This window comes from Streptomyces sp. NPDC089424 (genome assembly GCF_044749345.1).
Taxonomy (GTDB): Bacteria; Actinomycetota; Actinomycetes; order Streptomycetales; family Streptomycetaceae; genus Streptomyces.
In genome coordinates this window covers 366,357-385,411 of sequence record NZ_JBIVHU010000005.1, presented here as the reverse complement: position 1 = coordinate 385,411, position 19,055 = coordinate 366,357, and the positions used below count along the sequence as shown (strand labels likewise).

The window sequence follows — 19,055 nt, the reverse complement described above, 5'->3', positions numbered from 1 at the left end:
CTCAGTGGTGGTACTGGTGCACCACCGCGTGGCCCTTGCCCCGCCCGATCATCCACTTGTTGACCGGGACCGTGACCACGAAGGCGACCGCGAGGGCGATCGCCAGGACGACCCAGAAGAGCGCGGTGTCCAGTCCCGCGTCCATCGCGCCCGGCCAGAACGCGATCATGCCGTTGTCGACCAGCTCCATCACGGCGATCGACAGCGTGTCCGCGGCCAGCGCCACCCGGATGCCGGCCCGCAGGCCGACGCCCGCCTTGAGCACCCCGCGCAGGGTCAGGGCGTAGCCGAAGAAGAAGGCCAGCGCGATCGCCAGGGCCAGGGTCGCCATGTCGCCCCAGCCGAGCGCGGTGCCCATGACCATGCCGAGCACCTCGCCGATGGCACAGCCGGTGAGGCAGTGCAGGGTGGCCTGCACGGCCATGGGCCAGCCGGACGGGGTGTGGGCGTGGTGTGCGTGTGCGTCGGCGTGCTGCATTCGTGCCCCCTGCGTCGGTGAGGGTTCCCGCGTCGAGCGGGAACACGAGGGGGAACCATATACCCCCAGGGGGTATTCCAGGAACGTGTGGGGACGCTTCGGCGGGAACGACTTTCCCGGCCGTTCCCGAGCTACTTCAGCCGTCCCGGAGCTTCTTCAGCCGTCCCGGAGCTTCTTCAGCCGCTCCACGTCCGCCGCGTGCCCCTCCTTGCCGCCGGGCGTCTCGATGATGAGCGGTACGCCCTCGGTCGCGGGGTGGGTCATCAGGGCGCGGAACGGGTCCTCGCCGATGTGGCCGGCGCCGATGTTCTCGTGCCGGTCCTTGTGGGCCCCGACCAGGTCCTTGGAGTCGTTGGCGTGGATCAGCCTCAGGCGGCCCGCACCGACGGTGCCGACCAGCAGGTCCAGCGTCTGGTGCATCCCGTCCGGTCCGGTCAGGTCGTGCCCGGCGGCGAAGATGTGGCAGGTGTCGAGACAGACGCCCAGCTTCGGGTGGGCGTCCAGGGCCTCGAAGTACGGCCCGAAGTCCCAGGTGCGTGAGCACAGCGAGGCGCCCTGGCCGGCCGTGGACTCCAGCAGGACGTAGGGGTCGTCGTCGGTGAGCTCGTCGAGCAGCGGCAGCAGGTACTCCCGCACCTGGCGCAGTGCCACCGACCGCTCCCGGCCGCCGGTCGCGCTTCCGGTGTGCACGACCACGCCGAGCGCGCCGATCGCCCGCCCGCGCCGCACCGAGTGCCGCAGCGACCGTACCGACAGCTCGGCGGTGGCCTCCGTGTGCGAGCCGAAGTTGATCAGGTACGGCGCGTGCACGTAGGCCGGGATCGACTCCTCGGCGCACGCCGCGCGGAACGCCTCGTCCTGCCGCGGGTCACCGGCCGGCGTGGCCCAGCCGCGCGGGTTGGCGACGAAGACCTGCACGGCCTCGGCCTTCAGGTCGTGGGCGTAGGTGAGGCCCACGGAGTGCAGGCCGCCGGCGACGGGGACGTGCCCGCCGACGGGGTTGCGGGAGGGGCCGGGGTGCTGACTCTTCACCCGTTCAGGGTGTCACGCGCCCCGAGCGCCCCCGTCAGCGGATCTGGAGCGTGATCGTCGACCCCTTGGGCGCGGTCTCGCCGCCCTTCACGGACTGCTTGCGCACCGTGTCGCCGAACAGGCCGAGCAGGCCGCGGTCCTCCTCGACCTCGAAACCGGCGCTCTCCAGCTCGCGCTTGGCCTCGTCCACGCCGGCGCCCACCACGTCCGGGACCTCGATCATCTCGGGGCCCTTGGAGAGCGTCAGCGTCACCGTGTCGCCCTCGGCGGCCTCGCCGCCGGGGCCCGGGTCCTGCCGGGCGACCTGACCCGCCTCGTGCTCGGAGTTGATCCGCTCCGCGGCGACGCGCACCTTCAGGCCCGCCTCCAGCAGCTGCTCCCTGGCCTCGCCCGGCCCGCTGCCGGTGACGTCCGGGATGTCGACGGGCGCGCCCTTGCTGACGGTGAGCGCGATCGCCGTGCCGGCCCGCGTCTCGGTGTCCGTCGCCGGGTCCGAGCTGATCACGAAGCCCCGCGGGACGTCCTCGCTGAACTCGCGGGTCACCATGCCCGGCTCCAGACCGCCGTCCTTGAGGACGGTGCGTGCCTTGTCCAGCCGGTAGCCCGAGAGGTCGGGCACCTTCACCGTCTCGGGGCCGTCGGAGACCGTCAGCGTCACGGAGTCGTTGTGCCGGATCCGGGCGCCCGGCGCCGGGTCGGTGCTGATCACCGTGCCCCGCTTCACCGTGTCGCTGTAGGCGTGCTCGACCTGCCCGACCTCCAGGCCGGCGTCCGCGAGCCGGTCCTCGGCCTGCGCCTCGGTCTTCGCCAGCAGCGGCGGGACCTCGGTGAACTGGCCGGAGTTGATGTACCAGACGCCCACGCCGAGGCCCAGTGCCAGCAGCACCGAGGCGACGAGCGTGACGAGCGTGCGCCGGGGGCGGGGCCGGCGGCGCGGGGTGTCCAGGGGCGCCGACTCCAGCCGGCTGGTCCTGTTGTACCGGGACTCGTCGTCGTCCTCGTTCACCGGCAGCTGCCGCAGCGCGGTCAGCGCGCGCGGGATGACGCTCGTCCGGTCGTCGGCGTTGTCGTGCTCCGCGGCCACCGCCTGCGGGGGCACCACGTCGAGCGCCTCGGCGCCGAGCGCGGCCCGCGCCTCACGGACCCGGGCGAGCAGCGCCACGGCGTCGTACGGGCGCAGGTCCGGCATGCGGGCGGTCGCCGCGGCGACCAGTTCGTCCAGCTCGTACGCCAGTCCGGGCACGGCCGCCGAGGGCGGCGGGACGTCCTCGTGCACATGCCGGTAGAGCACCTGGGCGGGGGAGTCCCCCGTGTGCGGCTTGCCGCCGGTCAGCATCTCGTAGAGCACCACGCCGCAGGCGTAGACGTCGACGCGGGGATCGGCGCTGCCGTGCTCGATCTGCTCGGGGGCGAGGTAGGAGACGGTGCCGAGGACCGACCCGGTGGTCTGGGTGACCGTGTCCACGGACCGCACGAGTCCGAAGTCGGCGACCTTGACCCGGCCGTCGTCCCCTATGAGGACGTTCTCCGGCTTCATGTCCCGGTGCACGAACCCGGCGCGGTGGGCGGCGCCCAGCGCGGCCAGGACCGGCTCCAGGATGTCCAGCGCGGCCCGTGGCTGGAGCGCGCCGCGCTCACGCAGCACGTCCCGCAGGGTGCACCCGGAGACGTACTCCATGGCCAGGTAGACGTACGACCCGTCCGCCCCCTGGTCGAACACCTGGACGACGTTGGGGTGGGCGAGCCGGGCCACCGACTTGGCCTCGCGGATGAAGCGCTCGACGAACGAGCCGTCGGCGGCCAGGGTCGGATGCATCACCTTGAGCGCGAGAACGCGGTCGAGGCGGGTGTCCACGGCTCGGTAGACCGTGGCCATCCCGCCGACCGCGATCCGCGCGTCGACGCGGTAACGGCCGTCGAGCAGTTGCCCGACCAGAGGGTCTTGAAGGGTCGTGTCCACGCAGGCGAGTGTACGAGCCGTCACCGACACCGCTCGCCGCTTCGCGTGGCATCGGGGCGGTACTGCAGCGGACCTGTGACGTGTCCGACGCGCCCGCCCCCGGCCACGTGGTAGGGGATCACCCGAAGGCGGGCCGCTCCGGATCCAGCGCGGCCATCCCCGCCACGGGCGAGGAGGCCTCCGCGAAGTGCCGCCGGGGGATGCGCCCCGCGCGCCGGGCCAGCCGCCCCGCCTCGACGGCGCCGCGCATCGCGGCGGCCATCAGCACGGGTTCCTGCGCCCGGGTCACGGCTGAGGCGAGCATCACACCCGCGCACCCCAGCTCCATCGCGAACGCCGCGTCGGAAGCCGTACCGGCCCCGGCGTCCAGGATCACCGGCACGCGCGCGTGCTCGACGATCAGCTGGAAGTTGTGCGGGTTGCGGATGCCGAGCCCGGAACCGATCGGCGAGCCGAGCGGCATGATCGCGGCACACCCCACGTCCTCGAGCCTGCGCGCCAGCACGGGGTCGTCGTTGGTGTACGGCAGCACCGTGAACCCGTCGTCGACCAGTGTCTCCGCGGCGTCCAGCAGCTCGATCGGGTCCGGCAGCAGGGTGCGCTCGTCGGCGATGACCTCCAGCTTGACCAGGTCGGTGCCGAGCGCCTCACGCGCGAGACGGGCGGTCAGCACGGCCTCACCGGCCGTGAAGCAGCCGGCCGTGTTGGGCAGCACCCGGATGCCGAGCCTGTCCAGCACCGACAGCACGGAGCCGTGCACATCGGGGTTGACGCGCCGCATCGCGACGGTGGTCAGCTCGGTCCCGGAGGCGACCAGCGCGCGCTCCAGCACGTCCAGGCTGGGCGCGCCCCCGGTGCCCATGATCAGCCGCGAGGTGAAGGTCGTGCCCCCGAGGACAAAGGGATCGTCGGCCATGGTCAGCCTCCTTGGACGGCGGTGAGGACCTCGACACGGTCACCCTCGGAGAGGGGCGTGACGGGCCACTGCGCGCGCGGGACGACGGTTTCGTTGAGGGCGGCCGCCACACCGGAGGGCGCCGCGGTCAGACTGCGGACAAGGGCGTCGAGAGCGGTGCCGTCGGTGATCCGGCGGGGCTCCCCGTTGACGGAGATGATCATGCGGGCTGCTCCGTGAGTGCGGCGCTGAAGCGCTTCGGCGTGAAGGGGCGGGCCTCGTCCGGGAGTTCACCCGTGGTCAGGACGTGTGCCATGACGTCACCGGTGACCGGGGTGAGCAGGACGCCGTTGCGGTGGTGGCCCGTGGCCAGCAGCAGGCCGTCGAGTCCGGTCGGGCCGAGCAGGGGCGCGTTGTCGGGCGAGGCGGGGCGCAGACCCGCGCGGGTCTCCGTCAGGGGCAACTCGGTCAGGCCGGGGATCAGCTCGTGCGCGTCGCGCAGCAGCTCGTAGACGCCCCCGGCGGTGACCGTGGTGTCCCAGCCCATTTCCTCGCTGGTGGCGCCGACGACCAGCTCGCCGCTCTCACGCGGCACCAGGTACACATGGCTCCCGCGCACCATCGCGCGCACGGTGCGGCTCAGGAACGGCGCGTGCGCCGGTGGCACGGTCAGCCGCAGGACCTGTCCCTTCACCGGCCGCACCGGCGGCACCACGGCGTCGGGCACCCCCGCCAGCCGCCCGCTGAGACTCCCGGCGGCCAGCACCACCCGCCCGGCGGCCACCTCGGTCCCCGCGCGCGTGACGACGCCCGCCGCCCGCTCCCGGACGACCAGCAGCCGCTCCGCCCACTCCCGGTGGAAGACCACGCCCGCCCGCTCACAGGCGGTCACCAGGGCGGCGGCGAGCCGTCGCGGGTCGATCTGGTGGTCGCCGTCCACCCGCAGCCCGCCGCGCACACCCGGTGCGAGCATCGGCTCCAGGCGGCGGCAGTCCCGGCCCGACAACCACTCGGACTCCAGCCCGGACCGCTGTTGCAGGGCATGCAGTTCGCGCAGGTGGGCGCGGTCGTCGGCGTCCAGCGCGACGGCAAGCGTGCCGCACCGGCGGTAGCCGAGGTCCTGCCCGGTGAACTCGGTGAGCTCGGCCGCGAAGTCCGGATAGCGGCGGGCCGAGGCGAGGTTCAGGCCGAGCAGGGTCTGCTCGCCGTAGTGGAGTTCCGTGACGGCGGCCAGCATGCCGGCCGCCACCTGGGCGGCGCCGCCGCCGGGTTCGGGGTCCAGCACGGCGGTGGCGAGTCCGCGCTGCGCGGCCCGCCAGGCCGTGACCAGGCCGATGATTCCGCCCCCGATGACGAGGACGTCTGACGTACGTGCGGAGGACGACACGGGCTTCAGCCCCTCCCTTCGCCGGCATGACCCGGATCAGGTTCGTACGGTCGGAGGCCGGCCAGCCTCCCTCTCAGCCCGGTACGTCCGGGCTCCCGCGAGTGCTCTACGGTGGCCACCCTAGCTCTTGCCCGTACGCCTCTGTAAGGGAGCCTCCCGGCATGCCCCGCTCTCTGGACGGCCTCGTCCTCGCCCCCGTCGCCGACCAGGCCCCGGGACAGGTGGGGACGCGCACCCGGTTCACGTACCACGAGCAGGACGGCGAGATCCGGGCCGAGTACGCCGGCGGGGACGTCGTCCGGGGCTATCTGGTCGGCACCCGCGAGGGCGACCGGCTGGACTTCCGGTACGTGCAGCTCAAGCGGGACGGGACGACGTCCTCGGGGCACTGCGTCTCGACGGTCGTGGAACTGCCCGACGGGCGGGTGCGGCTGGAGGAGAGCTGGGAGTGGGAGTCGCAGCCGGGCAGCGGGACGAGCGTGGTCGAGCAGATCCGCTAGCGGTGTGCAGAAGGCCACGGGGCCTCCCTCTTACTGACAAACTGTCAGTTGTCTATGGTGATCAGGTGAGCGAGCAGACGAGGGCACAGGCGCGGCGCGTGGTCGTCGTGGGCGCGGGCATGGCCGGGGTGCAGACCGCGGTCGCCCTGCGGGAACAGGGATTCACCGGCACCGTGACGCTGATCGGCGCCGAGCCGCACCAGCCGTACGACCGGCCGCCGCTGTCCAAGGCGGTCCTGCTCGGCAAGGCCGAGGGCTCCGCCTTCGACGTCGACTTCGAGGCGCTGGGCATCGAGCTGCACCTGGGGCGCGAGGTGACCGGCGTCCGCCTCGCCGACCAGGAGCTGGACACCGGGTCCGGGCCGGTGCCCTACGACGTGCTGGTCCTCGCCACCGGCGCCGAGCCCGTCACCCTGCCGGGCGCGGAGGGTGTCCCGGGCGTGCATCTGCTGCGCACCCTGGACGACGCCGAGCGGCTGCGGCCCGTGCTCGCCCGGCAGCACGACATCGTGGTCGTCGGCGCGGGCTGGATCGGCGCGGAGTTCGCCACCGCCGCCCGGGAGGCCGGCTGCGCGGTGACCGTCGTCGAGGCCGCCGAACGCCCGCTCGCCGGAGCGCTGCCCGCCGAGGTGGCCGCGCCGATGAGCGCCTGGTACGCCGACAGCGGCGCGGTGCTGCGCACCCACGCGCGCGTGCTGCGCGTCGAGCCCGGCGCCGTCGTCCTGGACGACGGCTCGCGGGTCCCCGCCGGCGCCGTCGTGGTCGGCATCGGCGCCCGGCCCGCCACGCGCTGGCTGGCCGGCTCCGGCATCGAGCTCGGCTGGTACGGCGAGGTCGTGGCCGACGACCACCTGCGCACCTCGGCACCGGACGTCTACGCGGTCGGCGACTGCGCGTCCTTCCCCTCGGGGCGCTACGGCGAGCGGCTGATGGTGCACCACTGGGACAACGCCCTGCAGGGCCCCCGCACGGTCGCGGCGAACGTCATCGGCGAGGCGCCGGAGGTCTACGACCCGGTGCCGTACTTCTGGTCCGAGCAGTTCGGGCGGTTCGTGCAGTACGTCGGGCACCACGCGCCCGCCGACGCCGTCGTGTGGCGCGGTGACCCCGCCGGGCCCGCCTGGTCGGTGTGCTGGCTGCGCGAGGGCCGGCTGGCCGCGCTGCTCGCGGTGGGCCGCCCGCGGGACCTGGCGCAGGGCAGGCGGCTGATCGAGGCCGGGACCGTCATGGACCCGGAGCTGCTGGCCGACCCGGCACGCCCCCTGAAGGCGGCCACGGCGTAACGCGTCGTCGCAGGTGAGCGGGGTCGGTGGGCGGGGCTGACTTCCGACTGTCGGTGGAGGATGGCAGGCTTGTTCCCGTGACCGAGATTGACGCAAAGATCGATGCTCTCGTCCCCGCCTGGCTCACCCTCCCCGACATCGCCGAGATGCTCGGCGTCGAGGTGACGCGTGTGCGGCAGCTGGTCAAGGAGGGCCAGCTCATCGCCGTGCGCCGTGGTGAGAACCGCGCGCTGCACGTCCCCGCCGCCTTCATCGACGGGGACAAGGTGGTCAAGGGCCTGTCCGGGACCCTGACGCTCCTGCGGGACGACGGCTTCACGGACGAAGAGATGCTGGAGTGGCTCTTCACCCCCGACCCGAGCCTGCCGGGCACGCCCGCGCAGGCGCTCAGCGAGAACCGCGGCACGGAGGTGAAGCGCCGGGCCCAGGCGCTCGCCGTCTGATCCCTGCGCGACCGAAAGAGCCTGACCGGCGTACGGGCCGTGGTCCGAGGGCCCCGGCCCCCGGCCGACCGCGCCCGGCGGGGCCCGTACGCCACCGGCAGGCACGTCCAGAGGTACCGATCCACGGGGGGACCCATCCATGTCCGACACCGCCGCCACCGCTCGCGCCCGGCTCGCCGACGCCCGCCTCTACCTGTGCACGGACGCCCGTGAGCGCCAGGGCGACCTGCCCGCGTTCCTGGACGCCGTGCTCGCCGGCGGGGTCGACATCGTGCAGCTGCGCGACAAGGGCATGGAGGCCGCCGAGGAGCTCGCCCACCTGGAGGTCTTCGCCGACGCCTGCGCGCGGCACGGCAAGCTGCTCGCGGTCAACGACCGGGCGGACGTCGCCCATGCCGCCGGCGCCCATGTGCTCCACCTCGGCCAGGGCGACCTCCCCGTCCCCGCGGCCCGGGCGATCCTCGGCGACGACGTCCTCATAGGCCGCTCCACGCACGCGGAGTCCGAGGCCGAGGCGGCGGCGGTCCAGGAGGGCGTCGACTACTTCTGCACGGGCCCCTGCTGGCCCACCCCCACCAAGCCCGGCCGCCACGCCCCCGGCCTCGGGCTGGTCCGGCACACGGCGGCGCTCGGCACCGAGCGTCCCTGGTTCGCCATCGGCGGCATCGACCTCGGCAACCTGGACGAGGTCCTCGACGCGGGAGCCCGCAGGGCCGTCGTCGTCCGCGCGATCACCGAGGCGGACGATCCGGGCGCCGCGGCGGCGGAGTTCGCCAAGCGTCTGCGGGGCGCCTGAGGCGGCCGCCGATGGCGGGGCCCATGTGACGGCAGGGTGTCCAAGGGATGGACAACAAGCCGACAATCCGGGCAAATTTGCTGCATCCGGTTGGGGGACCGGCGCCCCCTGGCTAACCTGCCCGTATGGCCCTCGGAACCGCGTCCACCAGGACTGACCGCGCACGCACCGTGCGGGACATGCTCGCCGCCGGCAAGACGACGTACTCGTTCGAGTTCTACGCGCCGAAGACCGCCAAGGGCGAGCGCAGCCTGTGGGAGGCGCTGCGCAGGGTCGAGGCGGTGGCTCCCGACTTCGTCTCCGTGACGTACGGTGCCGGCGGCTCCACCCGCGCGAGCACGGTCAAGGAGACGCAGCAGATCGTCGCCGACACGACGCTCACCCCGGTCGCCCACCTCACGGCGGTCGACCACTCGATCGGCGAGCTGCGCAATGTGATCGGCCAGTTCGCCGACGTCGGCATCCGCAACATGCTCGCCCTGCGCGGCGACCCGCCCGGCGACCCGATGGGCGACTGGGTGGCGCACCCCAAGGGCCTGGCCTACGCCGCCGAACTCGTCCGCCTCATCAAGGAGTCGGGCGACTTCTGCGTGGGCGTGGCGGCCTTCCCCGAGATGCACCCGCGTTCCGCCGACTGGGACACGGACGTGCGGCACTTCGTCGACAAGTGCCGGGCCGGCGCCGACTACGCGATCACACAGATGTTCTTCCAGCCGGAGTCCTACCTTCGACTGCGTGACCGAGTGGCCGCCGCGGGCTGCGCGACCCCGGTCATCCCCGAGGTCATGCCCGTGACCAGCGTGCGGATGCTGGAGCGGCTGCCGCAGCTCAGCAACGCCCACATTCCGTCCACTCTGAAAGAGCGGATCCTCACAGCGAAAGACAATCCGTCCGCTGTACGCTCCTTGGGGATCGAGTTCGCCACGGAGTTCTGCGCACGGCTGCTGGCCGAGGGAGTGCCGGGTCTGCACTTCATCACGCTCAACAACTCCACGGCGACCCTGGAAATCTACGAGAACCTGGGCCTGCACCACCCACCGCGGGCCTAGACCGGTCGCACGCTCATACGACACACTGCGTAACGGCCACTGGGAGAGGGGCGTACATGGGCTGGACGGTCCTCTACATCGCGTTCGGCATCGTCGCGCTGTGGCTGCTCGGCGAGGTGCTGCTGCAGTACAAGGCGCGGCTGCGCTGGCGGTTGCTGGCCTTCGCCGGATTCCTCGGTGTGGTCGTCGGCGTACTGATCCCGTCCGTCATCGTGATCGGACTGGGCGCGGCCGCCTTCGCGGTCGGGCAGACCTACGTCACCCTGTCGTTCCGCCGTGGCTTCGCCGCCGGCTGGGCGGTCACGGGGCGTCCGAGCCTGGGCAGCAAGCGCCGCCGCGGTGAGCCCGAGCACCAGGATCCGTCGCTGGAGGTCTCCGACCTCGCGGCGTCCGGTCACGGCGACGACGACGGCGCGTACGAGCAGGGCGGCGCCGGATACGGCCAGGACGACTACGAGCGTGACGACGTCTTCACGCCCGCCCGTCCCGGTGCCGCGACGGCCGCCGAGACCACCTCCGTGTACGAGCCGCAGCCGATGCCCGACGACACCGGCTCCTACGGCGTGTACGCCGACACCGGCACCCACGCCGGCCAGGGTCAGACCCAGGACCAGTACGCCGCGACCGCCCAGTCCACCGACCAGGCCTACGCCTACGACGGCTACGCGGGCTACGGCCAGCAGCAGTACGGCTACGACACCGGCGGGCAGCAGCAGTACGCCGCCTACTCCGACCCGTACATCGGGACCCAGACCTACAGCGGCTCGTACGACACCGGGTACGACCAGCAGCAGTACGGCCAGCAGGGTTACGGCCAGGACCAGTACGCCAACGGCGGCTACGGCGGCGAGACCCCGGCCAGCGGCGTGTGGGTGCCGCAGCAGCGCAGTGCCGACGACCCGTACGGGGGCGAGCTGCCGCCGGAGCAGCCGTATCCGTACCAGGGCGACGGGCAGGCGCAGCAGGGGAACGGGTACGACGAGCGGTACCGGTTCTGAGTCGCTGAGCGGGCGTCAGCGCCTCCTCACCGGGAGCCGCTGAAGTCCGGTCCCTCCACGATCAGTCCCGAGACCAGCGCTCCCGACATCCCGGCGTGCGGAAGGCCGCCGCCCGGGTGGGACCAGCCGCCGACGGTGAACAGGCCCGGCAGTGCGGTGCTGTTGGACGGATGCAGCAGTGCGCCGCCGGCCGCCGCCAGCGCCGGAGCCGGGATCGCGCCGCCCCGCGCGCCGGTCGCCCCGGCGATGTCGGCCGGGGTGTACGGCTCGTGCCACAGGAGCCGGGAACGCAGGTCCGGTATCGCGCGCTCGGCGGCGGTGATCACGGCTTCGGCGCGCTCGGCACAGCTCTCCGCCGAGGCCGCGGCCGGGACGGTGGCCGTCAGGGTGACCGCCTCGTGGCCGGAGTCCGGGACCAGCCGCGGATCGTCGGGGCGCAGGACGGTGACCGTGGGCCGCGCACCCCGGGTCGCCGGTCCGGTGCCGAAGACGGCCTCCAACTCGCCGTCCCGGTCCGCGGTGTGCACCACCGTGCGGTGCGCAGTGCCCTGCGGCCGGGTGCCCCGCAGCGCGAGCAGCACCGTCAGACGGCTGGGCAGCCCGTGCTGGGGAGCGACCTCGCCCGCGGGCCGTGGGGGCATGCCCGGCAGGGCGCCGGGCGCGACACCGGCGACCACGAAGTCCGCCTCCGCCGCCGTCCCGTCGGCCAGCTCCACTCCCGTCGCCCGACCGTCCTTCTCAAGGAGTCCGGTGACCTCGGCGCCGAAGACGAACTCGACCCGGCGGGCAAGACAGCGCTCGTGCACCGCGCGCGCCAGTTCCCGGATGCCGCCGCGCACGTACCAGGTGCCGAAGGCGTGCTCCATGTACGGCAGCACGGCCGCGCCGGCCGGTGCCACGCGCGGGTCGAGGCCGTAGGCCAGCGCGTGGCCCTCCAGCAGGGCGACCAGGCGGGGGTCGCGCAGCTCCCAGGCGCCGACCTCGGCGAGCGTGCCGGCCCGGCGGGTGCGCAGCAGCTTCTTGTGCGGGACCGAGGGGTAGGGCTCGCGCTCGGCCAGCACCGGCCAGTCCGACCACAGCGGCTCCTCCAGGAGGGGCCGGCGCGTACGGTCCCAGGCCTCGCGGGCCCGCACCAGGAAGTCGCCCCAGCGGTCGCCCGCGCCCGAGCCCAGCGCCTCGTCGAGTGCGGCGACGACGCCCGCGCGCGAGGCGTTCGGCACGGACAGCTCCGTGCCGTCCGCGAAGACGTGCCGGGCCGAGGGATCGACCTGCGCCAGCTCGACGCACGCCTCCAGCGGCTCCTTGCCGGTCTTGAGGAACAGGTCCCGCCAGACGGCGGGCAACGGCAGCACGCCGGGGCCGGTGTCGAAGGCGAACCCGTCCCGCTCCCGCCGGCGCACCGCCCCGCCGTAGGTCTCCGTACGCTCGTACACCGTCACCCGGTGGCCCGCCACGGCCAGCCGCGCGGCGGCCGCCATGGCGCCCATCCCCGCGCCGATCACCGCAATCCGTGCCATGACCGCGACTTTATCGGCCCGCACTGACACTCCGTGACCGGGTCTGCGACCGGGGGCGGACACCCGGCGTCACCCCGGCGGACCGCCCTCGTGCCGGGCCATGCGCCGTTCCTCCCGGCGTTGTGCCCTGCGGCGCAGGAAGCGGTGGATGCGGGAGGCCAGGAAGTACAGCGTGATCAGCCCGGCGACCAGCAGGATCGCCGCGATGATCGCCGCCGCCTCGGGGTGGAAGACCGCGAACGTCACGAGGCCGCCGACACCCAGGTCCTCGGCGATGCTGATGATCACGTTGCTGAAGGGCTCCGGTGACGCGTTCACCGCCATCCGTGTCCCGGCCTTGACGGCATGGCTGGCCAGCGCCGTCGAACCGCCGATGGCGCCCGCCGCCAGTTCGGACAGCGAAGCGCTCTGTCCGGCCAGCAGCGCCCCGACCCAGGCGCCCGCGGCGGGCCGGATCAGGGTGTGCACCGAGTCCCACACGGAGTCGACGTACGGGATCTTGTCGGCGACCGCCTCGCAGAGGAACAGCACGCCCGCCGTGATGAGCACCTCGGGGCGCTGCAGCGTCTGGGGGACCTCGTCGCTCAGCCCGGTCGCACCGAAGAAGCCGAGCAGCAGCACCACGGCGTACGCGTTGACGCCGCTGGCCCAGCCGCTGGTGAAGACGAGAGGGAGTACCGACACGGACGCGATCGTAACCACGGGGCGGCCGCGCGTCCTGGGGACGGACACGGACGACTGAGTACGCGTACTCAGCGGCGGAGATGAGTACGCGCGCGGATGGGGCCGCACCGGCGCGAACGAGAGAGTGGGGGCACGGAAAGGGGGCCCTCGCCGGCACCGCCGACACGGGGCGGCGGAACGGCGAGGCCCTGGACCGCTCCTTCCGCCGGCGCGCGTCGGCGGGAGCGAGACACGGGGGGAGCCCGGGGAGGAACGACCGTACGGGGCCCGACGGGGGAACGGAGACGGGGGTACGGGGAACGGGAACACGGGGGAGCACGGGGGAGCACGAGGAAGCGCCGGTTCGGCGTGGCCCGCAGGGGACGCGGCCACGATCCGGACCGGCGCCTTCCGTTCCCGCCCCTCCGACCGCCCGCTCATCCGCCCCTCCGACCGCCCGCGCCTACGGCCGCCCGCTCACCCGCCCCTGCAACAGGCGCGACAACGCCGCGTGCACGTCGTCCAGGGAACGCTCCGGCTGGAAGGCCTGCCAGTCCAGCGCGGCCACCAGCACCATCCCGACCAGCGCCGCCGCCGTCAGCGGCACATCGATCTCCTCGCTGAACTCGCCCTGCTCGATGCCCTCGCGCAGCACGCCCTCGACGACGGCCACCGCCTGCCGGCGGACCACCAGCAGCGTGGACTGCCAGGCCCGGTTGGTGCGCCACAGCTCGGCCACGTACAACTGCGTGAAGGCCGGGTACCGGTCGATGAAGACGAGCCCGGCCCGGATCATCGCGTCCAGCGCGGCCACCTTGGTGCCGCCGTCCTTCGCCGTCCGCTCGGCCGCCTCCTGCAGGGAGGCGGTGAGCAGACCCACTCCGTGCCGCAGCAGCTCCTCGAAGAGGACGGACTTGCTGGCGAAGTTGTAGTACACGGTGCCCTTGGCGACCCCGGCCCGCTCGGCGATCTCGTCCACCGTGGTCGCGGAGAAGCCCTGCTCCGCGATGAGCGTGACCGCCGCCTCGTAGAGCTTCTGCCGGGTCGCCTCGCGGCGGGTACTCGCCCCCGACGTGGCGCTGCTGCTTTCCATGGCCCTGATTGTCACAGGAACGGCATCGTTGCAGGGCGCAGCCGACGAGGTCACAGGCTCAGCTCCGGGTGCAGCCGGTCCAGCGTCCACACCTGGCGGCGGCGCGCCGACAGCGCGGTCAGCGCGAGGGCCCCCACGGTGAACGCGGCGAGCACCACGCAGGCCTGCCACACGGGACCGAGACCCCCACCCGTGATGAGCCTTCTGAGCGCCTCGACGACATGGCTCATGGGCAGGAACGGGTGCAGCGCGTTGAAGAAGCCCGGACTGGTCTGCACGGGGTAGGTGCCTCCGGCGGACGTCAGCTGGAGCATCAGCAGGGCCAGCACCAGGATCCGGCCGGCGGCGCCGAAGCGCGCGTTCAGCCACTGGACGATCGCCGCGAAGCACGCCGTCACCAGGAAGAGGAAGCCCACGGTCCCGGCCGCCCGCACCATCTCCAGCCCGACCGCCCAGTGCAGCACCGACATCAGGGCCACCGTCTGGAGCACGCCGATCGCCAGCACCGGCAGCCAGCCCGCCAGCGCGATCCGCCAGGCGGATGCGCCGGTGGCCAGCGCCCGGCGGTTGAGGGGCGCGATCAGCATGTAGGCCACCATCGCGCCCACCCACAGCGACAGCGGGATGAAGTAGGGCGCGAAACCCGTGCCGTAGTTGGGCGCCTCGTGCAGCGACCTGGAGGCGAGCTGGACGGGGTCCGCCATGACCTGCGTACGCGCGTCGCGCTCCCGCTCGTCGTAGTCGGGGATCTGCTCCGCGCCGTCGTGCAGCCCGTCCGCGAGCTTCACGGAGCCGTCGACCAGCTTGAACATGCCCCCGCTGAGATCGTCCGCGCCCGTCTTGAGCTCGCCGACGCCCGCGTCGAGGTCGACCGCGCCGGTCCGGGCGGTGCCCAGCCCCGTGTGCAGCGCCTCGGCGCCCTTGGCCACCTTCCCGGCGCCCTCGTTCAGCTTGTTGATCTTCGCGACGGCCTCGTCGAGGTCCTCCGACAGGTGGGGGGCGTCCTGGGCGAGCGCGCGGGCCTGCGTCTCCAGCGTGGCGAGATGCCCGTCCAGCGCGTCCATGTCGCCGTCGTAGCCGCTGATCACCGTATTGAGGTCGTCCGCGATCGTCGCCACGTCGCCCGCCGAGTCCATGGCCTTCGCCAGGTCGGAGCAGGCGGGGTCGGGCAGCACCGGGGTCTCGCAGCGCCTCTTGTGGATGTCGCTCAGCGTGTCGGAGGCCAGATGGGCCCCGGTGGCGGCGGCCGGCGCCCGCTTCACCAGCGTGCCGAGGTTGTCGCGGATCGCGGCGGAGGAGTCGGCGACCAGCAGCGCCGTGTCGCCGATGGTCCGCTCGTTGTCCTCCAGGAAGGGCCCCAGCTTGTCCGCGATGCCGTTGACCTGGTCGGCGAGCGTCTGCGTGCCCTCCGCGACCCGCGCCGAACCGTCCTTGAGGTCGCTCGCGCCGGTGGTGAGCTTCGTCAGGCCCGAGGAGAGGTCCCCGCTGCCGTCCTTGGCCTCCTTCAGCCCGTCGGCGAGGTCCTTGGAACCCCGCTCGGCCGTACCGATGCCGTTCTTGAGCTTGTCGGCGCCGCCGGCCGCCTTCACCGTCTCGCCGTGGATGTCGGAGAAGGAGATGAAGATCCGGTCCAGGAAGGACCGCGACGCCTTGGTGGACGCCGCCGTGCGGACCTCGCTGAACACCGTCCGCGATATCTGCCCGACGATGTAGTTGTTCGCGTCGTTCGTGCGGACCTGGAGCGCGCCCGTCTCGGGGGAGTCACCCGCACCGGAGGCGATGCGCCCGCTGAAGTCGGCCGGCATCGTGAGCGACAGGTAGTACCTGCCGTCCTCGACGCCCGCGCGCGCCTCCTCGGCGCTCACCTCGCGCCAGTCGAAGACCTCGCTGTCGCGCAGGCCCGCCACGATGTCGTCGCCCGCCTCGACCCGCTTCCCGTCGGCGGTCGCGCCCTTGTCGTCGTTGACCAGCGCCACGGGGATCCGGTCCAGGCGGCCGTACGGGTCCCAGAAGGACCACAGGTACAGCGCGCCGTACAGCAGCGGGAGCAGCAGCAGCGCCACCAGGGCCGCCCGGGGGAGCCTCCCCCGGCCGAACCGCCGCAGCTCAAGCGCGGCCAGCCTCGGCGAACGCATCCGCCGCCTCCTTCACGTCGTCGCGTGCGTCCGGGACATCGCCGGCGCCCTCCGGGTCCGTTCCGCCGTCCGCCGCCGCGTCGTCGGACTCGGTGGCGGACTCGCCGTCGGCGTCGCCTTCGCGTACGCCCTCGGCGCCGGGCTCCCGCGGTACGTCGCCCCCGGTCCGCCCGGTGGACAGCACCACGGCGTCCCCGGGCGCCTCGCTGCACACCGCTACCACGGTCGTCCCGGCCTCGGTGAGCGACCTGAGCAGCGCCCACACCTCGGCCCGCTCGGCGTCCGAGAGCTTGAGGTCGGTGTCGTCGATCCCGAGCAGCCGCGGGCGCCCGACGAGCGCCAGCGCGACGGACAGCCGCAGCGCCTGAACGCGTTCCAGGTCGCGCACGGCCGTCCGCGAGCCCTTGGGCAGTGCCTCCCGGTCGAGTCCGGCGGCGCCCAACGCGGTCTCGATGCGCAGCCGTGCCTTCTCGGCGCGCTCCGCGCGCGGCCGCAGCAGACCTCGCAGCGAGCCGCCGAAGCGGCGTTGCAGCAGTGCCCTTTCGCGCAGGTGCTCGCCCACGGTCAGGGCCGGGTCGAGGTCGGTGACGCCGGGGACGTGCGCGAGCGCGCTGACCCCGCGCAGGGCCGCCATCTGCCGGGGCAGCCGGGCGTCGCCCACCTCCGCCGCCCCCTCGGTCGCCTTCATCCGCCCGGTGAGCGCGAGCAGCAGGCTCGTGCGCCCCGACCCGGACGGGCCCTCGATCGCGATCAGCGAGCCTGGCTCCGCCGTGAAGGAGATGCCGCGGAAGGCCCAGCCACGGGGCCCTTCCAGCCCGAAGTCGCGGGTGGTGACGGCGAGTCCCGCCACGGTTCCCCCCACAGTGCCCCCAGATGATCCGGACTACTTGAGCCGATTGCCGAACCGACTTTTGAACTGACTGGTCAGTGCAAAAGTAACCCGAACCTTCGATCGAAGCAAAAGACCAGGTCAGAACGGATTGTCAGTGCCATACCCCACGATGGGCACATACGGCACCCCGTATGAGGGCGTGCCGTCACCAAGACGACAGGAGGTTCGTCATGGCCAACTCGTCCGCAGCCGCCGCCCGTCGGCGCCGCGCATCCGGCCCTGCCCCCTCACTGACCGGTCCGGCGGGCGACGTGCACCCCGTGCTCCGCCGGGCCTCGGCCCCGCCCGCCGCCCTCGACCTGCTCGCCCAGGCCCGCACCGGGCTCGAAGAGGCAGCAGCCCTCGAAACGCCGAACGAGCGCTACGCCACCGCCCACCTCGCCGCCCTGCGCACCGCCGCCGCCGTACTGGCCGCGCGGGGCCGGCCGGAGACCAGCCCCCGGCGCCGGGCCCGGATCAGGAGCGCCTGGGAAGTGCTCCCCGAGATAGCGCCGGAGCTCACCGAATGGAGCGCCCTGTTCGCCTCGGGGGCCCGGCGCCGTGCCCGGGCCGAGGCGGGCATCCAGGGCGCGGCCGGCCGCCGGGACGCCGACGACCTGATACGCGACGTGGCGATGTTCCTCCGTCTCGTCGAGCGGATGCTGGTGCTCCAGCCGGTCCTCCCGCAGCCCCGCCCGGACGCGGACGGTGTCCAGGACCGCGGCCCCTCCACGGACCGTCACCACGGCATGCCCGACGCCGGCTGAGGGCCGTGTGCCGCCGCCGAAACCACGCGTGGTCAGGAGGAACATGCGCCGAACGCGATGACCGGCCGCCGCGCCGGAGGCAATAGGGTGGAAGGCGCCTGAAGCCTTCCACCCCGCGTCCCGGGCGGGAGGCAGCCCGTTCGCTCCGCCCCGCACGAGGGCGGTGCCGCGCCGAGGAGTCAACTGCCGTGTCGGACCCGATGCGCCCGCCCGCCTCCCCTCGTCACCCGCAAGGGGCGTCGCTGCGTTCCGACCCTCCTCGTCCGCGCACCGCGCTCCGCACCGCCGTGGTGTGGGACGTCCTCCGGGACGCCCTGGACCGCCGGGTCAAGGCCACCGGCCGGGAGTCGCTGGACGTCCTCGACACCGGGGGCGGCAGCGGCAAGTTCGCGGTGCCCGTCGCCGGCCTCGGGCACCGCGTCACCGTCGTCGACCCCAGCCCGAACGCGCTCTTCGCCCTGGAGCGCCGCGCCGCCGAGGCCGGCGTCGCCGACCGGGTGAAGGGCGTGCAGGGCGACGCCCGGGGCCTGTTCGACGTGGTCGAGCGGGCCGGCTACGACGCGGTGCTGTGCCACGGCGTCCTGGAGTACGTGGACGACCCGGCCGAGGGCATCGGCAACGCGGTCGCCGCGCTCCGGCCCGAGGGCGTCCTCAGCCTGCTCGCCGCAGGCCTCGGCGGCGCCGTGCTCGCGCGCGCCCTCGCGGGGCACTTCACGGAGGCCAAGCAGGCCCTCGAGGACCCGAACGGCCGCTGGGGCTCGGGTGACCCGATGCCGCGCCGCTTCACCGCCGACCAGCTCACCGGGCTGGTCGAGGGTGCAGGCCTCGCCGTCGCCGCCGTGCACGGGGTGCGGGTCTTCGCCGATCTGGTGCCCGGCGTCCTGGTGGACACCGAGCCGGGCGCCATGGACGCCCTGCTCAAGCTGGAGGCCGCCGCGGCCGAGCTGCCCGCGTTCCACGCGGTGGCCACGCAGCTTCATGTGCTGGGTGAGACGCGGGTGCCCACCGGGGCCTGAGCGCCTCCTGTGAGACGCCGCTGATCAGCGCGTTGCTTGCGGATGGAGTACGCCACAGGCCCCCCGATCGGGGCCTTGTCGCCGTATGATCGAGGGAGACCGCCCGGCATGACGGGTCGGCCGCCGGGGAATGTCAATCTCAGCGGGCCGGTCCGGCCATGGCGGGTTCCGG

General features: G+C 73.4%; 19 protein-coding genes and 1 riboswitch. Of the genes, 8 read left to right on the top strand and 11 right to left on the bottom strand.

Annotation, left to right across the window (positions count from 1 at the left end):
* Window position 1: 1 nt before the first annotated feature.
* The 6 genes from ACIP2X_RS24305 to thiO form a co-directional block, all read right to left on the bottom strand.
* Window positions 2–478 (bottom strand): DUF4396 domain-containing protein, encoded by a 477-nt coding sequence (locus tag ACIP2X_RS24305; protein WP_401676451.1) that lies wholly within the window; start codon window positions 476–478, stop codon window positions 2–4.
* 156 nt (window positions 479–634) lie between these two features.
* Window positions 635–1,510, bottom strand: a complete 876-nt coding sequence (locus ACIP2X_RS24300; RefSeq protein WP_401676450.1) for a deoxyribonuclease IV — start codon at window positions 1,508–1,510, stop codon at window positions 635–637.
* 34 nt (window positions 1,511–1,544) lie between these two features.
* Window positions 1,545–3,470 carry a Stk1 family PASTA domain-containing Ser/Thr kinase gene (gene pknB, locus ACIP2X_RS24295; RefSeq protein WP_401676449.1) on the bottom strand — a complete coding sequence of 642 codons (1,926 nt, stop codon included), beginning with the start codon at window positions 3,468–3,470 and terminating at the stop codon, window positions 1,545–1,547.
* A 118-nt stretch (window positions 3,471–3,588) separates the two neighbouring features.
* Window positions 3,589–4,386, bottom strand: a complete 798-nt coding sequence (locus tag ACIP2X_RS24290) for a thiazole synthase (RefSeq protein ID WP_401676448.1) — start codon at window positions 4,384–4,386, stop codon at window positions 3,589–3,591.
* A 2-nt stretch (window positions 4,387–4,388) separates the two neighbouring features.
* Complete coding sequence (gene thiS / locus ACIP2X_RS24285; protein ID WP_401676447.1) at window positions 4,389–4,589, bottom strand: sulfur carrier protein ThiS; 201 nt, start codon at window positions 4,587–4,589, stop codon at window positions 4,389–4,391.
* Window positions 4,586–5,752 (bottom strand): glycine oxidase ThiO, encoded by a 1,167-nt coding sequence (gene thiO, locus ACIP2X_RS24280; RefSeq protein ID WP_401676446.1) that lies wholly within the window; start codon window positions 5,750–5,752, stop codon window positions 4,586–4,588. The genes thiS and thiO overlap by 4 nt, the downstream gene beginning before the upstream one ends.
* Window positions 5,749–5,861, bottom strand: a riboswitch (TPP riboswitch). Its footprint overlaps the gene before it by 4 nt.
* A 52-nt stretch (window positions 5,862–5,913) precedes the next feature.
* Between thiO and ACIP2X_RS24275 the strand changes: the two genes are divergently transcribed.
* The 6 genes from ACIP2X_RS24275 (at window position 5,914) to ACIP2X_RS24250 (ending at window position 10,821) form a co-directional block, all read left to right on the top strand.
* Window positions 5,914–6,252: a hypothetical protein gene (locus tag ACIP2X_RS24275; protein ID WP_401676445.1), complete on the top strand. Its 339-nt coding sequence runs from the start codon at window positions 5,914–5,916 to the stop codon at window positions 6,250–6,252.
* Between the two features lie 119 nt (window positions 6,253–6,371).
* Window positions 6,372–7,535 carry an NAD(P)/FAD-dependent oxidoreductase gene (locus ACIP2X_RS24270; protein WP_401676568.1) on the top strand — a complete coding sequence of 388 codons (1,164 nt, stop codon included), beginning with the start codon at window positions 6,372–6,374 and terminating at the stop codon, window positions 7,533–7,535.
* Between the two features lie 77 nt (window positions 7,536–7,612).
* A complete protein-coding gene (locus ACIP2X_RS24265; RefSeq protein ID WP_004001914.1) occupies window positions 7,613–7,978 on the top strand; it encodes an Rv2175c family DNA-binding protein in 366 nt (121 codons plus the stop codon).
* Window positions 7,979–8,117: 139 nt separating this feature from the next.
* On the top strand, window positions 8,118–8,774 hold the full coding sequence (gene thiE / locus ACIP2X_RS24260; RefSeq protein ID WP_401676444.1) for a thiamine phosphate synthase: 657 nt from the start codon (window positions 8,118–8,120) through the stop codon (window positions 8,772–8,774).
* Between the two features lie 125 nt (window positions 8,775–8,899).
* Window positions 8,900–9,823, top strand: a complete 924-nt coding sequence (metF, locus tag ACIP2X_RS24255; protein ID WP_401676443.1) for a methylenetetrahydrofolate reductase [NAD(P)H] — start codon at window positions 8,900–8,902, stop codon at window positions 9,821–9,823.
* A 56-nt stretch (window positions 9,824–9,879) separates the two neighbouring features.
* Window positions 9,880–10,821 (top strand): hypothetical protein, encoded by a 942-nt coding sequence (locus tag ACIP2X_RS24250; protein WP_401676442.1) that lies wholly within the window; start codon window positions 9,880–9,882, stop codon window positions 10,819–10,821.
* A gap of 26 nt (window positions 10,822–10,847) precedes the next feature.
* On the opposite strand, the gene ACIP2X_RS24245 is transcribed toward ACIP2X_RS24250, so the two are convergent.
* The 5 genes from ACIP2X_RS24245 to ACIP2X_RS24225 all read right to left on the bottom strand — a co-directional run bounded on the left by ACIP2X_RS24245 (window position 10,848) and on the right by ACIP2X_RS24225 (window position 17,079).
* Window positions 10,848–12,338, bottom strand: a complete 1,491-nt coding sequence (locus ACIP2X_RS24245) for a phytoene desaturase family protein (RefSeq protein WP_401676441.1) — start codon at window positions 12,336–12,338, stop codon at window positions 10,848–10,850.
* Between the two features lie 69 nt (window positions 12,339–12,407).
* Entirely contained in the window at window positions 12,408–13,022 is a 615-nt protein-coding gene (locus ACIP2X_RS24240) for a DUF4126 domain-containing protein (RefSeq protein WP_401676440.1), read from the bottom strand.
* Between the two features lie 442 nt (window positions 13,023–13,464).
* The gene (locus ACIP2X_RS24235) at window positions 13,465–14,094 is read right to left on the bottom strand and encodes a TetR/AcrR family transcriptional regulator (RefSeq protein WP_401676439.1); all 630 of its coding nucleotides are present in this window, start codon (window positions 14,092–14,094) and stop codon (window positions 13,465–13,467) included.
* 50 nt (window positions 14,095–14,144) lie between these two features.
* On the bottom strand, window positions 14,145–16,229 hold the full coding sequence (locus tag ACIP2X_RS24230; protein ID WP_401676438.1) for a YhgE/Pip family protein: 2,085 nt from the start codon (window positions 16,227–16,229) through the stop codon (window positions 14,145–14,147).
* Window positions 16,201–17,079 carry an ATP-binding cassette domain-containing protein gene (locus ACIP2X_RS24225; RefSeq protein ID WP_401676437.1) on the bottom strand — a complete coding sequence of 293 codons (879 nt, stop codon included), beginning with the start codon at window positions 17,077–17,079 and terminating at the stop codon, window positions 16,201–16,203. Before ACIP2X_RS24225 ends, ACIP2X_RS24230 begins: the two co-directional genes overlap by 29 nt.
* A 212-nt stretch (window positions 17,080–17,291) precedes the next feature.
* Here ACIP2X_RS24225 and ACIP2X_RS24220 point away from each other — a divergent pair, with 212 nt between their 5' ends.
* Both ACIP2X_RS24220 and ACIP2X_RS24215 read left to right on the top strand, forming a co-directional pair.
* Window positions 17,292–17,867: an SAV_6107 family HEPN domain-containing protein gene (locus ACIP2X_RS24220; RefSeq protein WP_401676436.1), complete on the top strand. Its 576-nt coding sequence runs from the start codon at window positions 17,292–17,294 to the stop codon at window positions 17,865–17,867.
* Between the two features lie 188 nt (window positions 17,868–18,055).
* The gene (locus ACIP2X_RS24215; RefSeq protein ID WP_401676435.1) at window positions 18,056–18,883 is read left to right on the top strand and encodes a methyltransferase; all 828 of its coding nucleotides are present in this window, start codon (window positions 18,056–18,058) and stop codon (window positions 18,881–18,883) included.
* The last annotated feature ends 172 nt before the right edge of the window (window positions 18,884–19,055 follow it).